Below are 12,547 nucleotides of genomic sequence, written 5' to 3' on the forward strand. Positions count from 1 at the left end.
GCCCGAGGCTGAGGGCGTTATAATCTCCCCAGCCCTAGCGGAGGTCCCTGAGATGGCTGTGCAGCTCTTACCTCAGTGTGAGAACTTACGGGAGCACGTTGAAACGATTCTAAACCTTTGGCAGCAGGATCCCACGCTTTCGGGGAAGCAAGACACAACCCGAGTTCAGGCTTCACTGAGCAAGGCTATTTCTCCAACCTTTGAGATTGTCTTTGCCGGTGCCTTTAGCGCTGGCAAGTCGATGCTGATCAACGCCTTGTTGGAAAGGGAGCTTCTCTATAGCGCCGAAGGACACGCCACAGGGACAGAGTGCTACATCTCCTATGCAGAGCCTGACGCCGAGAGGGTAGTACTCACCTTCCTCAGCGAGCGGCAGGTGCAGGAACAGATGGCTGCCTTCTGCACTCGCTTGGGCTTAGCCCTACCCAGCGGCAACAACCTAGAGGAAGTCACCCTCAATCGCCTAAAAGAGCAGGCTGAGGCTATTGTTCAGCAGGAGGGCGGCAAAAGTAAGTCGGAACGGGCAAAGCAGGCAGATGCGCTGCGCTTATTAATTGAAGGTTTCCAGCAAAACCGCGCCAGAATTCACCCAACCGAAAACAGAGTGTTCTCGATGGAACAGCTTAACCTTGGCAACCTAAGAGAAGCGGCCAGTTTTGCCCGGCGCGGTGCCAATAGTGCAGTTCTGCGGAAGATTGAGTACTACTGCCATCATCCTCTATTGGAGGATGGAAACGTTATTGTCGATACCCCTGGAATTGATGCTCCGGTTAAGGCGGATGCCGAGCGCACCTATCAAAAAATTGCCGATCCAAATACTTCCGCAGTTGTCTGTGTCCTCAAGTGTGCTACAACGGGTGAGCTGACTAAAGAAGAAACAGAACTCATTGAGCACATCCAAAGTAGCGAAAGTATTCGCGATCGAGTTTTTTATGTGTTCAACCGCATTGATGAAACTTGGTACAACTCGCAGCTAAGGCAGAGATTAGAGGCCATCATTGACCAGCAGTTTCGTCAAGCTCGCCTATTCAAGACTAGTGCCCTGCTTGGCTTCTACGGCTCACAGATCAAGGCCACAACTCGAGAAACAAGGTTTGGTCTAGATACTATTTTTGCAGAAAGTATAAAAGAGCTAGGTGGCAGAGAGCAGACACCTCAATTTATTAGTGAGTTTGTCAAGTACTGTAGCTCTTCAGGCAGGCTTGTGGGATCCCCCTTCCGCCCTTCGGTGCACGGCTACGAGACTCCTATCGATAACTATATTCGAATTCTAAACGAGTGGGGCATGCCCCTGGTTGAGTACATGATCAAGGATAGCGGCATAGAAGAGTTCCGCAGTGGAGTTACTCGCTATCTAAAGGAAGAAAAGCGCCCGCAGCTGTTTATAGCTCTTGCCGATGACTTGCAGCCTCTGTGTATTGAGCTCAGAAAGTCTTACATAGATCTTTATAGAGACCTAGACAGCCAGCCTAGAGAAGTTGATAGCATGATTGCCCATGAGTTAATGCTTATTAATCAGCAGTTGAATAGGATTGGTCAAGAGTTCGATGAACATATTCAAACTATGGTTAACGAAATTATTGACGGAACGGATAAAGAGTTTGAGTATGACTTCCGAAGGCTGCAGGCCAAGATGGTGCGTAGGCTGGATGAGCTTCTGGACACATTCTCAATAGATAGTGCCTATAGCCAAGCTGTCCGCATCCACCACCGTAACTCCACGGCTCCCTTTTTGGCTGTACTGGTTGAGGCTCTTTACTACCTATCAAATCACTTAGAGGATATACTGGTCGAGTCTGCCACCACAGTTGTGGAGAACTCCTTCCGGCGGATTATTGATCGGGTACGCAGTTCAGACTACTACAAGCAGTTGTTTCGCCTACTGGGATCCGACGGTGATCTAGAGAAGAAACTACTAGAGGTTAAAGAAAAAGTTCGCACTGCATTAGTCAGTGGTGCTCGAAAAGAGTGCGACCGGTATCTAAGAGAAAGTCCTCGCTTCTATGACGAGGGCACTTTCTCCATTTACCAGTTCCGGGAAGTTTTAAAGCAAACGTCTCAGTCCTACGATATTTCCGCTATTCGAGATGCAGAGCCCGGGATCCGGCAATTACTGAAGCTTGACTTTGAGCCCAAAGTCAGCCAGACAATACGCTCTAACTTCCGGCAAGAAACCAACAATACCCTCAAGACCCAGCTCTTGCCTTTTGCTAAGGAAGTGGCTAATGAAATTCCACAGAGGTATCCTGAAGCAAAGCAGTTTATGGAAGCAACGCTAAGGAAGGAAGCAGAAGAAAGAATCGCCTTAAACCAGCAGCGTCTAAGGGACCTAGAAGCAAAGATCGATAGCTACAACCAAGCTGTTTCTGGGATTAACCTATGCTTACAGGCTATGGGCCTAGGTCGTGAACTTTTGCCCTTGATTTCTCTACCTAAACCTTCTTCAACCGGTGAATTAGCCGACAGCTCAGCAGATTTTTCCGAGCAGCCAGCGAGCGAAAGTGGGCCGAGTGATGAGATCTCTGACTTAGGTAAGATTTTCTCCGAGCTGGACAGCATACTTGACGATCTGAGATAAAGCAGTTTGTTTCTCCCTACTATTTTTGAGGAGGTGAAGTTTTGTTGCCTAAGTCCCTGCCCTTGCAGCAATACTTAGAAGGGATCCTCTCTGTAGGGGACAAAACTTTCAAGGTTGCTAGCCTGGTCAAAGCTGCCCAAGAGGATTTGGCCAAAAAGGAAGAGCTCAATCGATTGTTTATTGCAGCCTTGAGATCCTCGGGGATCCTCCCGCCGGAAAACCTGATTAGTATTGCCAGTAGCCTTCTTGCCCCTCAACCCGAAGAGAAGCTACTGCAAGAAACCAAGTGGTTTGATCAGGGCCTGACCTGTCAGCTCTTGGTGCCGGGTAAGAAGGAGTGGGAGAAAGGCAGGGTCAGATTGCGGATCACTGTAGAGTTTGAGCCAGAGTGTACGGGCTCAGAAAGTAGTGATGGATCCCCTCTAGATGACCTTCGCACAGACAAGGAGTAGCTTAAGTTAGCGGGATGCATTAGGAGGCCGGGTCAATGTCAAGCAACGATCAACCTCAGGATCGCTTTGTCGAGATAGATGCTTCTCCAAGCACCGTCATTGATATAGGAGGAGGCCTGATCTACTCAAAAGAGTTTATTGGGGCTTGCTTGCGAAGTGCTTATGATAACTTTGGATCTCGTTTATCTGACAAACTTAAAGGCACAAACGTTTCTGGCAATTTTTACCATATGACTGATGCGAGAGGGATCCCTGTTAAACTTTTACGTCCTGGCTCGCCATGGATTGCCGGCACAGTTAGGGTAAGGCTAATAGTTGAGTTTGAGCCAGAAGATCCAGGATCAGCAAGCGATGGATTTTCTCTGGATGACCTTCGAAAGGATGCCGATTAGCCAGGTCTGTTAGCACTAGGAAACAAGACATGCTTGACTCGATACTTCTCAAAGCAGATGACAAAGAAACTGCCGTTGCGATTGGCGACCAAATCTATCTTCCTAGTATTTTGCACAGTGCAATTATTGATTACCTTCTTGCAGATATTGCACGAACAAATAGCTACCTTCGCTCAAAAAAGGTTCACGTAGAAATTAGAGCTTTAGTAGAGGGAGTAAAATCCCGAATCCTGCAGCCTAGAAAGGATTGGGCTGAGGGCAAGGTATCCCTTAAAGTTTGTCTCGAGTTTATTCCCGATAGCCCATCTCGAGACTCCGAACTAGATAGTTTTCGCAATACAGGTGAGTAATGGATGAAAGAGAGAAAACCTGGTGAGAGGATCCCGATCCCAGCATCTGTGCGGGAGTATGTCTTCCAAAGGGATGGCTTCCGCTGCCGCAGTTGTGGCAAATCGCCCCCAGAGGTGCAGCTTCAGGTTGATCACATCGTCCCCCTTGCCCAGGGCGGCAGCAACGACATCAGCAACTTGCAAACCCTGTGCAAAGTCTGTAATCAGCGCAAAAAGGACAGGTGGGATCCCCGCTTTCGCCGCCATTTCGATCTCTAGGGAGCTGAGATCTACCTCAAACAACAGGCGGAAAGCTCAAAAAGGGCGGGCGGGTGAGGATCCCTGCTACAGAACCGACTTCCACCTCCCACCCTTCAGCCGGCTCGAACTTGGTGCGCACATAGCCCAAGCCCCAGTAGCCTTGGGAGGTGGGACCAGCGCTGGTCAACACACCAATCTTTTCTCCTTGCCGCACGATGTCGGCACCGGGCTGAGCCTCGCCTTGGAGGCGGATCCCCCATAAGGTTTGGCGGATGCGCCGGTAGGTTACCTGCTTGGCCAAGACTTCCTGGCCAATGTAGCATCCCTTGGAGAGGGAAATGGCGTGCCATAGGCCGGCTTCCAGAGGGTTGTAGTCGGGGGTTAGCTCGCGGTCGGCGGCAGGGCGACCGGCCTCCAGGCGCAGGGCTTCCCAAAGTTCAGGTGAGGCCAGCTCTGCTCCCACCTGGAGCAAGCAGTCGACAAGGGCGGCTTTGTGCTCTAGGTTGCCCCAGAGGGTAAATCCCGGCTGGGCAAGGCCGCTGCCACAGGCCAAATGGACAGGGATCCCCTGAATCTCTACCTGGCGGTGTTCGTATAGTCTTGTCGGGATCCCTCCTGGGTCCATTACCTTCTCCAGAAGGGCCTGGCTCTGGGGGCCAATTAGCCCAAAGGCAAAGGTCTGATCGGTTACATCGACTAGCTGGGCCCCGCGCACAAAGGGCAACAGTCGCCCCAAGCTCTGCATCAGGGAGCGACAGCGCTGCGGCGAAGTCCAAATCCAGCAGGCTTCCTCTTCCGCGTAGACTGTGGCTAGATCTATGATCCCTGCTGTGGGGGTGACGAAAACCGTATCCGCCCCTTGGCCAGGGCTTAGAGCCTTGAGATTCTGAGTGCTCTGGCTGTGCAAGTAGTCTAGGGCGGCGGATCCCTGGATCCGCAAGCGACCCCACTCAGAGCGATCTAAGAGCAGGGATCCCGCCTGGGCGGCTCCCAGTTTGGGCGAGGGCGTGGGAACAGCAGAAACACCAGACATCGCTCACCCCAAAGGTGTCGTTTGGTTTTCTTCCCTACCCTAGAATAGGCTAGTTCACCCTAGCGTCTGTGGCGGAGCCCTGGCGTAGCGACCGTGATTGAGGTTGAAGTCCACCAACAGTTGCGGCAACTTTTGCGGCAGCTTCCCGAGGCCGGGTGGCCCCATCAGTTGACAATGGCCCGCATGGTGGCCCGGGGATTGCGGCTAGGACGCAGCACCTTGATTCAGGTGCCAGGTGGGGGCCAGCACCGCCTCAGCTATCTGCTGCCGGCTCTGATGTGGCCCCAGGCTACCTTGCTTTGTGCCACAGCGCCCGTGCAGGCGCAAATTTTGAGGGAAGAGATCCCCTGGCTGCAACAAGTCTTGCAGTTGCATAAGCCAGTTCTGCAAAAGGATCGCTGGCCAGATCCTGACTTTCAAGGGTTGCTGTTGGTCGATCCCCTAGATTGGTTGCAAGAGCGCCTAAGGGGGGCAAAGATGCCGACCGGGATCCCCTTGATCTTGGACGGCGCCGAGGAGCTGGAGGAGTGGGCCTACCAAGCGCTGACCCTAACCCTAGAAGCCAACCATTGGCAGCAACTGCGGCAAATCTTTCCTGCGGAGGCCGAGCGGATCTCCCAGGCCCAGGTTCATTTGACTCTAAAGCTTTTGCGACGGCCCCTTTCCCGCTGCTTGGTTCAGGCAGACGAACAGGTTCACCTGGAGGTAGCGCTGTCTTTGGTGGTTGGCTACCGCGGCTGGCTGCCGGATCCTTGGGATCAGCTCCGCCGGCGGCTCAGCGCCGAAGGGGATCCCGCTTCCCGCTGGGTCTGGTGGGCAGAAACCAATCGCGAGACTGGCCGCCTCACCCTTCACCACAGCCCAGTGGCCTTACACGAATGGCTGGCACCCATCTGGGCTACCCAGCCAGTGGTGATTATCGGCGAGGCGCTGGATTTAGATCGGCAGGCAGAGAGCTATCGCTGGCGCCTGGGCCTGCCGGACTTGACACCCCTGCGCTTCGGCTCAGGTGAAGAGTGGATCCGCTCCGGTGGGGAGCCGCTGCCCAGCCTAGCCCTCTATTTGCCATGGTTGCCCTTACCCAACAGTCCTCTGTTCCGGGAGCACTTGCTACAAGAGCTAAAGAGCCTGATTGCAAAGGCGCGGGGCTTTGTGGTGGTGCTGGTTTCGGATCAGCCCCTCCAGGGGCAAGTGGGGGCTGCTTTGGCCGCTGAGTTTGGCTCGCGGGTACGGGTGAATAGCCCCTTCATAGGAGAAAAGGGCATCTTAGTCTGCGACTGGTCCTACTGGCTGCAGCACAAAGCTAGCCTACCCTGTCCAGAGCTGCTGGCCATTGCCACCTTGCCGTTTCCCTCGATGGAAGATCCTAGGGTGGCCGCAAGAGTGCAGTATCTGCAGCGCAGCCGGCAGGACTGGTTTCGCCAATACCTTTTGCCGGTGGCAGCCAGCCAATTGCAGCGGGCTGTCGCCCCCTTGCGGCAGGGATCCGAAGCAGTCGAGGCCACCGGCTTGCCTCAACGCTGGGTGGCCATTTTGGATAGCCGCATTGTTGCCCGCAGCTACGGCGTTGCCCTCCTCAATGCCTTGGGGCCAACTCTGCGCATCCAGCAGCGCAGCCAATTGCTGGTTTAGAGACTGTATTCCAGCTAGCCAAAGCCAAGCTGAACCCGGGCTATCCTAAGGTTAGAGCTAACCTCTTTCGGCGGGGATCATGACCAGTTCTGCTCTCAGCTCCACTCCAGCCCAGCCTGTGCAGGCAGTTTGGAAGTCATTGCGGCAAGCCATTGTGGAAAGTTCAGGCTTCCAGGTATGGCTGCAGGGGCAGGAGCTGCCCCAGGGGGAAGCTGAGCTGGATCGCCTCGTGCACCATTACCTGGAGCAGGCCCTATCTCACTTGGCCTACTAGGATCCCCACAGCAGCAACCAGAAGGGTAGGGTCAGCAAAGCCGCCACGTAGCCTATGGCCAAGGCTGTTGCTGTCAGCTCTCGATCCAAGTCGTATTCTTCCGCCAGCACCAAGGTGGCAATGGCAGGGGGCATGCCAGTCTGCAAGACCAGCACCAGCTTGGCCAAAGGAGGATAGGGAGTCAAGGCTAGCCCTAGGCCCACCAAAAGGGGCAGAAGAACAATTTTGATGAAGAGGGCCACGGCGGCAGGGCGAAAAGATCCCCAGTGGGGCACTTGAGCTAGCCGTATGCCTAAGAGGATCAGGCTCAAGGGAATCGTGCTCCAGGCAAAGGCAGTTAGCCCTTGGGCCAGCCATTCTGGCAGAGGGTAGCGAGCGGTGGCCAGGCCAACAAAGAAAGCCCAGAGGGTGGGGCTACTCAGGACACGGAGCAGAGCCTCCCAGGGAGGGAGGAAGGAAGCGCTGTAGCGGCTGCCCACCCACACTCCCAGCCCATAGGCGGTAAAGAGGGTACCCAAGAGGTCGTAAAACAAAGCCCAGCCAAAGTAGGCACTCCCGCCCACCGCCAAGCAGATGGGGTAGCCCAGATAACCCGTATTTCCCAGGGTGGCTGTCAGATAGAAGCTGCCGCGCCGAGCTCTGCTCCAAAGCCAGGGATCCCAATCCTTCTTCCCCTGCCAGGTGTGGTGTTGCCACTGCAGCCAGGCGGCGGCTAGGGCAAACCCCAGCCCTGTGGCCAGCCAGCAGACCAAAGGCGCCACCCAGATCTGGCCCGAGAGATCTGCCCCCCGCATAAACCCAATTGTGCCCAGGGGCACCCCCACCCAAAACATGAAGCGGCCTAGAACTTGGGGGGCCAGCCAGCGGCTCCAAGTAGGGGGCAGCCCCCTCTGCAGGAGGAACCCCAGCAGCGTCCAGCCCAGCAGGGGGAGATAGACCTGAAAAAGAGTGGTGAGCACGCCCAAGTGTCCCTAGGGGGAGAGGAAGCGGATCCCAGCCTCATCCTGGCAACTGGGCAGGGATCTGCTGCTGTTCGCGCAGGGCAAAGATGCGCAGAATCACCTCCTCTACCACCCGGTCTGGGGTAGAGGCACCGGAGGTAATCCCAATCTGCACTGGCCCCTCGGGCAACCACCCCTCGGTAACAATCGGGTCTTGGTGGAGGGGCTTGTGGCGGATGCGGTTGGGAGGTTGGATGCAGTCGGGGCCATCAATATGATAAGAGGGCAGCCCTTTCGAGAGGGCGATTTCCTGCAGGTGGGTAGTATTGGAGGAATTGAACCCACCAATGACCACCACCACATCCAAAGGCCGCTCCAGGAGCTCAAACATGGCATCCTGCCGTTCTTGGGTGGCGTTGCAGATGGTGTTGAAGCTCATGAAGTGCTTGTCCAGCTCCTGGGGGCCATATTTGCGCAGCATGGTGGTCTCAAACAGCTTGGCGATGGCCCGAGTTTCCCCTTCCAGCATCGTGGTCTGGTTGGCGATACCAATCCGCTCCAGGTCCCGATCCGGATCAAAGTCAGGGGAGGTAGCCTTGCCAAAGCGTCGCCGAAATTCTTCTCGATCCCCCCCTTCCAAAATGTAGCGGGCAACCCATTCGGCTTCCTCTAGATTCAGCACCACCAGATACTTTCCGGCAAAGGAGCTAGTGGCCACGGTCTCTTCGTGGTCGTACTTGCCGTGGATGATGGAGGTGAACTGGGCAGCGCGGTGTTTGTCCACCTGGTTCCACACGCGAGACACCCAGGGACAGGTGGTATCGACAATCTCATTGCCCTGGGAGCGGAAAAACTCCATTTCCGAGACACTTGCCCCGAAGGCAGGCCAAATGACCACGTCTTCCGGTCGGATTTGGGAAAAGTCTTTCTTGCCGTCCGGGCCTTTCTCCACAAAGCGGATCCCCATCTCCTGCAAGTGCCGGTTAACCAGGGGGTTGTGGATGATCTCGTTGGTGATCCAGATTTGACGATCTGGAAAGCGGCGCCGCGCTTCGTAGGCATACTCCACCGCCCGCTCCACTCCCCAGCAAAAACCAAACGCTTTGGCCAGATGGATGGTGATATCCCCCCGCTGATAGCGGTAAGACTGGCTGCGGATCTGCTCCACGAGGCGGCTTTTGTAAGTCGTTTGCAGCTCCTGTTGGGCCTGATCCTTGTACTCTTCAAATCCTTTAGCAAAGTATGTACTAGAGCTGCGCAGGGCTTTGCGCAGAGCGCGCGGGTCTTGGGGGGAGGATGGGGAAGAAGACATAGTTGTCACCTCGGCTAGGCACTGCTGACAACAAAAGCGAAGGGAGCCTTTCTCAGCTTACGCGCTTGTAAGAGGGTAGGCCATTCCCGCCCCAGAAGATTGCGCCCTAAGCAGGCGGCAGCTCCTGGCCCTCCAGTTGCTGCAGCCGCTCCTGCAATTGGCGGGCAAGCAGGAAAAAGTTCCGCTTAGGCCATAGCAAAGACTTTAGTCCCACGCTCAGCAGGCCCAGACCAATCGCAGCGGCAATGAGCAATCCCAGGGGTAGCTCCACCGAGCGCCACAGCAAAAACTGCACTGTCCAGGAGGTCAAGTTTTGGCCAGCCAGGACTGCCACTCCCAAAGCCAGCAGCAAAGTCAGGAGCAAGTTAAATAGCAGGAACATGAGAGGAGCTACTTGCAACAGTTCTATTCTGCCTTGTTTGCTGACGGAGCAGCCCAGGGCTGTACTGTGCCATCGGGCAGGATGGCGCCGCTGAGGTCAGCGCCAATCAGCACCGCTCCACCTATTTTTGCCCCACTTAGATCCGCCCCCTGGAGTTGCGCACGGGTTAGCTTGGCTTCCCAAAGGTAGGCCCCGTGCAAGTTGGCTTCCCGCAAGTCGGCAAAGCTGAGGTCAGCGCCGATGAGGTTGGCTTCCCAAAGGTTGGCACCGCGCAGGTTGGCCCCCATCAGGTTGGCGGAGCTGAGATCGGCGCCGCGCAGATCCGCCTCCTGCAAGTTAACCCCGCTCAGCTTGCCAAAGGAGAGGTTGGCTCCCCTTAGGTTGGCCCCCTGCAGCGTGGCGCGCACCAGGTCCACCCCCACCAGGTTCGATTCTGGGAAGTTGCGCTCGCCAGCGGCGTAGTTTGCCAGTAGCTCCTCGGCAGTGGTCACTCGGGGCATGCTGAATACCCCCCTATGGCTAGGTCAGTACCGGTTAGGGTGCCTGCAACCCAAGGCTACGTTAGCCAATATACCAGCTCAGCCCTCTCCTACTGCCTGGAACGGCTGCGGGGCCACCCTTTCAACGTGCAACTCTCGGTAGCCGGTGGCCGGATCCAACTGTCGGGAGAAACGGTACTCCGGGCTGTCGGCAAGGACAATTTCGGCGGTAGTGTAGATGAGGCAGCCAGGGCGCAGGTGCCCTCCCCAAGTTCGGCCCTGGGCATCGGCAACAGTAAGATGAAGATGGACGCCGTCCGGGCATAGGGATCCGCTCAAGGCCAGGATCTCCAGGCGCTCGGCCAACAAGTAATCCTCCGTTTGGTCGGCTAGACGCAGGGTGGCTTGGCTGAGGCTGCCAACAGCACTGAGGACAAAGGCTGCCTGCAGGGGTTGTTGGCGGGCAAAACGCTCCAGCTCCTGCTTGAGGTCTTGGCCGGGCAGCAGGCGCATGGGATAGATCCTAAGGGATCCTGGGGGTAGAGGCTGGGGACGGCCAGCAGCAGCGCTCCCCGGTCGCCAGCCGGGCTTGACCACCGGGTAGGCACGGGCAATCACCAGGCAGTCGTCGGGTACAGGGTAGCGGGCAGGGATGGTGGAGCCGGCGGCAATGGTGACATCGGATCCCACCTTGAGAGGGGCCACCAGCACCGAGTTGGCCCCTGTTTTGCTACGATCCCCGATTTCTGTGAAGTGCTTCTGCTGGCCGTCGTAGTTGGCAATGACCGTGCCAGCGCCGATGTTGACTTGGGATCCCAGCTTGGCGTCACCCAAGTAGGCCAGGTGGGCGGCATTGGTGTGGGAGCCAATCTGGGTGTTTTTAACTTCCACAAAGTTGCCAATGCGGCAGCCGTCGCCAATGCAGCTATTGGGGCGGATATGGGCATAGGGCCCTATCCAGACATGGTTGCCGATCTGGCTGTGGCTGACCACCGAGTAGAGGATGTGGCAATCGGAGCCGATGGTGCTGGAGTCAATCCAACTGCCCGGCCCCAAGCGAGTACGCGGCCCGATGCGGCACTTCCCCCGCAGGTGGGTCTGGGCTTCGATCACCACATCCGGGGCCAATTCCACTGTCTCTTCCAAGCTGACGCTATCGGGATCCACAAAAGTTACCCCTGCCTCCATCCAGGCTTCCTTGAGGCGATCCTGCAAAATCTGATGGGCTTGGGCCAGTTGGCGGCGATCGTTGATGCCGATAATTTCCCGCGGATCCTCGGCGTCCAAGGCAATGGCTTTCTCCAGCAGCTTAACCGCGTCGGTGAGATAGTACTCCTGCTGGGCGTTGTTCCGCTCCAAACGGGGCAGTACCCGGGCCAGGGCCGGCCAATGGAAACAGTACACGCCACTGTTGACGCGGCGATTTTGCCGTTGGGCCGGGGTGCAGTCCCGCTCTTCCACCAGCTCCAGGATCCGCTGCTGGGCATCGCAAAACACCCGCCCATAGCCATAGGGATCCGCCACCTGGGCCGAGAGCAAGGTTACATCCGGCTGGACTTGGCGGTGGCGTTCCACCAGTGCCTGGAGGGTTTCCACCCGCAGCAGGGGCACATCGCCATTAACCACCAGCAGATCCCCTTGAAAGTTGCCAAGGACAGGCAGAAGCTGCTGCACCGCGTGTCCGGTGCCCAGTTGCTGGGCCTGCTCCACAAATTCAACCGGGTACCCCTGTAGGGTTTGGCGCACCTGCTCCTGCCCGTAACCCACAATCACCAGACAGCGCTGCGGCTCTAAGGCCAGCACCGTGCGCAGCAGCCGCTCGATTAAAGACAGGGATCCCAGCTTGTGCAGCACCTTGGGCAACTGCGACCGCATACGGGTGCCCTTGCCCGCTGCCAAGATTGCTACGGCCAGCTCCCGCTCTGCCATCTTTGCCCTCCGATCTGCCCCCTCAAGTATACGCGGCAGGCGCTGGTGTTCCCTCCCCCTCTGTCAAGCCCTTGGAAACTGCGCTAGCCTGGTGGCACGTAGAGGTGGGGCAGGGTATGGCTGGGAGCGAGGGCTCGGATAGTCAGCGCTTGGTCCGCGAGGCAGCCGGCTGGCTGGCAGTGCTGGGGGTGCTGATCCCGGGACTGCAGCGCTTCTACATGGGCCACAAGCGCTGGGGTTGGGTGTACTTGCTGGTGGGGCTGATGGTGTTTGTCCCCTCTATTCCCCTGCAGATCCTCAGCTATGGGTTGCGCGCCCTCTGCCTGCTAGAAGGGCTGTGGCTGCTTACCATGACCAATGAGGACTTTGATTTTCGCTTCAACCGGGATCTCATCGAGCTGGACTGGAGCAGCGCGAAAGGGCGGGAAGTCCAGGATCCCGAGCAGCAGTTGGAGCTCCAGTTGAGGCAGGGCTTGCTTACCCGTGCAGAATATGAGGAACGCCGCCGCCGCCTTCGCAAGATCCCCTAGTTAGCCCCTCTGCTGCAAGGGCA

At 56.7% G+C, this 12,547-nt stretch carries 14 protein-coding genes and 1 pseudogene; 8 read left to right on the forward strand and 7 right to left on the reverse strand.

Features of this window, described 5'->3' with window-relative positions; genetic code table 11:
* The first annotated feature begins 52 nt into the window (after window positions 1-52).
* Genes NW830_RS02410 through NW830_RS02430 form a run of 5 tightly spaced genes read left to right on the forward strand, consistent with a single transcriptional unit; the run spans window position 53 to window position 4,030 of the window.
* Window positions 53-2,578 (forward strand): dynamin family protein, encoded by a 2,526-nt coding sequence (locus NW830_RS02410; protein WP_414359299.1) that lies wholly within the window; start codon window positions 53-55, stop codon window positions 2,576-2,578.
* A gap of 41 nt (window positions 2,579-2,619) precedes the next feature.
* Window positions 2,620-3,030, forward strand: coding sequence for a KGK domain-containing protein (locus NW830_RS02415; RefSeq protein WP_414359297.1), 411 nt, complete (start codon window positions 2,620-2,622; stop codon window positions 3,028-3,030).
* A 35-nt stretch (window positions 3,031-3,065) separates the two neighbouring features.
* A complete protein-coding gene (locus NW830_RS02420; RefSeq protein ID WP_414359295.1) occupies window positions 3,066-3,422 on the forward strand; it encodes a KGK domain-containing protein in 357 nt (118 codons plus the stop codon).
* Window positions 3,423-3,451: 29 nt separating this feature from the next.
* Window positions 3,452-3,772, forward strand: a complete 321-nt coding sequence (locus tag NW830_RS02425) for a KGK domain-containing protein (protein ID WP_414359293.1) — start codon at window positions 3,452-3,454, stop codon at window positions 3,770-3,772.
* 3 nt (window positions 3,773-3,775) lie between these two features.
* A complete protein-coding gene (locus NW830_RS02430; protein WP_414359291.1) occupies window positions 3,776-4,030 on the forward strand; it encodes an HNH endonuclease in 255 nt (84 codons plus the stop codon).
* A 16-nt stretch (window positions 4,031-4,046) separates the two neighbouring features.
* Here NW830_RS02430 and NW830_RS02435 read toward each other — a convergent pair whose 3' ends face one another.
* Complete coding sequence (locus NW830_RS02435) at window positions 4,047-5,045, reverse strand: YgfZ/GcvT domain-containing protein (RefSeq protein WP_414359290.1); 999 nt, start codon at window positions 5,043-5,045, stop codon at window positions 4,047-4,049.
* Between the two features lie 93 nt (window positions 5,046-5,138).
* Here NW830_RS02435 and NW830_RS02440 point away from each other — a divergent pair, with 93 nt between their 5' ends.
* Both NW830_RS02440 and NW830_RS02445 read left to right on the forward strand, forming a co-directional pair.
* The gene (locus tag NW830_RS02440) at window positions 5,139-6,677 is read left to right on the forward strand and encodes a hypothetical protein (RefSeq protein ID WP_414359288.1); all 1,539 of its coding nucleotides are present in this window, start codon (window positions 5,139-5,141) and stop codon (window positions 6,675-6,677) included.
* Between the two features lie 79 nt (window positions 6,678-6,756).
* The gene (locus tag NW830_RS02445; protein ID WP_414359286.1) at window positions 6,757-6,951 is read left to right on the forward strand and encodes a hypothetical protein; all 195 of its coding nucleotides are present in this window, start codon (window positions 6,757-6,759) and stop codon (window positions 6,949-6,951) included.
* On the opposite strand, the gene NW830_RS02450 is transcribed toward NW830_RS02445, so the two are convergent.
* The 6 genes and pseudogenes from NW830_RS02450 to glmU all read right to left on the reverse strand — a co-directional run.
* Window positions 6,948-7,910 carry an AEC family transporter gene (locus tag NW830_RS02450; protein WP_414359285.1) on the reverse strand — a complete coding sequence of 321 codons (963 nt, stop codon included), beginning with the start codon at window positions 7,908-7,910 and terminating at the stop codon, window positions 6,948-6,950. The two genes, NW830_RS02445 and NW830_RS02450, sit on opposite strands and share 4 nt — an antisense overlap.
* Window positions 7,911-7,950: 40 nt before the next feature.
* On the reverse strand, window positions 7,951-9,204 hold the full coding sequence (locus NW830_RS02455; RefSeq protein WP_414359284.1) for a 4-hydroxy-3-methylbut-2-enyl diphosphate reductase: 1,254 nt from the start codon (window positions 9,202-9,204) through the stop codon (window positions 7,951-7,953).
* A 106-nt stretch (window positions 9,205-9,310) separates the two neighbouring features.
* Entirely contained in the window at window positions 9,311-9,586 is a 276-nt protein-coding gene (locus NW830_RS02460; protein ID WP_414404545.1) for a LapA family protein, read from the reverse strand.
* Window positions 9,587-9,609: 23 nt separating this feature from the next.
* Window positions 9,610-10,086, reverse strand: coding sequence for a pentapeptide repeat-containing protein (locus tag NW830_RS02465; RefSeq protein ID WP_414359281.1), 477 nt, complete (start codon window positions 10,084-10,086; stop codon window positions 9,610-9,612).
* A gap of 78 nt (window positions 10,087-10,164) precedes the next feature.
* Window positions 10,165-10,578, reverse strand: coding sequence for a PPC domain-containing DNA-binding protein (locus NW830_RS02470; RefSeq protein ID WP_414360021.1), 414 nt, complete (start codon window positions 10,576-10,578; stop codon window positions 10,165-10,167).
* 66 nt (window positions 10,579-10,644) lie between these two features.
* Window positions 10,645-11,994, reverse strand: a pseudogene (gene glmU, locus NW830_RS02475) (bifunctional UDP-N-acetylglucosamine diphosphorylase/glucosamine-1-phosphate N-acetyltransferase GlmU); the annotation flags it as partial.
* Between the two features lie 116 nt (window positions 11,995-12,110).
* Between glmU and NW830_RS02480 the strand changes: the two are divergent.
* The gene (locus tag NW830_RS02480; RefSeq protein WP_414359279.1) at window positions 12,111-12,524 is read left to right on the forward strand and encodes an SHOCT domain-containing protein; all 414 of its coding nucleotides are present in this window, start codon (window positions 12,111-12,113) and stop codon (window positions 12,522-12,524) included.
* The last annotated feature ends 23 nt before the right edge of the window (window positions 12,525-12,547 follow it).

Origin of the sequence: Synechococcus sp. OH30, from assembly GCF_047462175.1 — a bacterium.
GTDB lineage: Bacteria > Cyanobacteriota > Cyanobacteriia > Thermostichales > Thermostichaceae > Thermostichus.

Bases quoted from the DNA above. Each gene is read 5' to 3' on its own strand.
- NW830_RS02410 (WP_414359299.1), top strand. From the start codon at position 53: ATGGCTGTGCAGCTCTTACCTCAGTGTGAGAACTTACGGGAGCACGTT.
- NW830_RS02420 (WP_414359295.1), top strand. From the start codon at position 3,066: ATGTCAAGCAACGATCAACCTCAGGATCGCTTTGTCGAGATAGATGCT.
- NW830_RS02425 (WP_414359293.1), top strand. From the start codon at position 3,452: ATGCTTGACTCGATACTTCTCAAAGCAGATGACAAAGAAACTGCCGTT.
- NW830_RS02430 (WP_414359291.1), top strand. From the start codon at position 3,776: ATGAAAGAGAGAAAACCTGGTGAGAGGATCCCGATCCCAGCATCTGTG.
- NW830_RS02435 (WP_414359290.1), bottom strand. From the start codon at position 5,045: ATGTCTGGTGTTTCTGCTGTTCCCACGCCCTCGCCCAAACTGGGAGCC.
- NW830_RS02445 (WP_414359286.1), top strand. From the start codon at position 6,757: ATGACCAGTTCTGCTCTCAGCTCCACTCCAGCCCAGCCTGTGCAGGCA.
- NW830_RS02455 (WP_414359284.1), bottom strand. From the start codon at position 9,204: ATGTCTTCTTCCCCATCCTCCCCCCAAGACCCGCGCGCTCTGCGCAAA.
- NW830_RS02460 (WP_414404545.1), bottom strand. From the start codon at position 9,586: ATGTTCCTGCTATTTAACTTGCTCCTGACTTTGCTGCTGGCTTTGGGA.
- NW830_RS02465 (WP_414359281.1), bottom strand. From the start codon at position 10,086: ATGCCCCGAGTGACCACTGCCGAGGAGCTACTGGCAAACTACGCCGCT.
- NW830_RS02470 (WP_414360021.1), bottom strand. From the start codon at position 10,578: ATGCGCCTGCTGCCCGGCCAAGACCTCAAGCAGGAGCTGGAGCGTTTT.
- NW830_RS02480 (WP_414359279.1), top strand. From the start codon at position 12,111: ATGGCTGGGAGCGAGGGCTCGGATAGTCAGCGCTTGGTCCGCGAGGCA.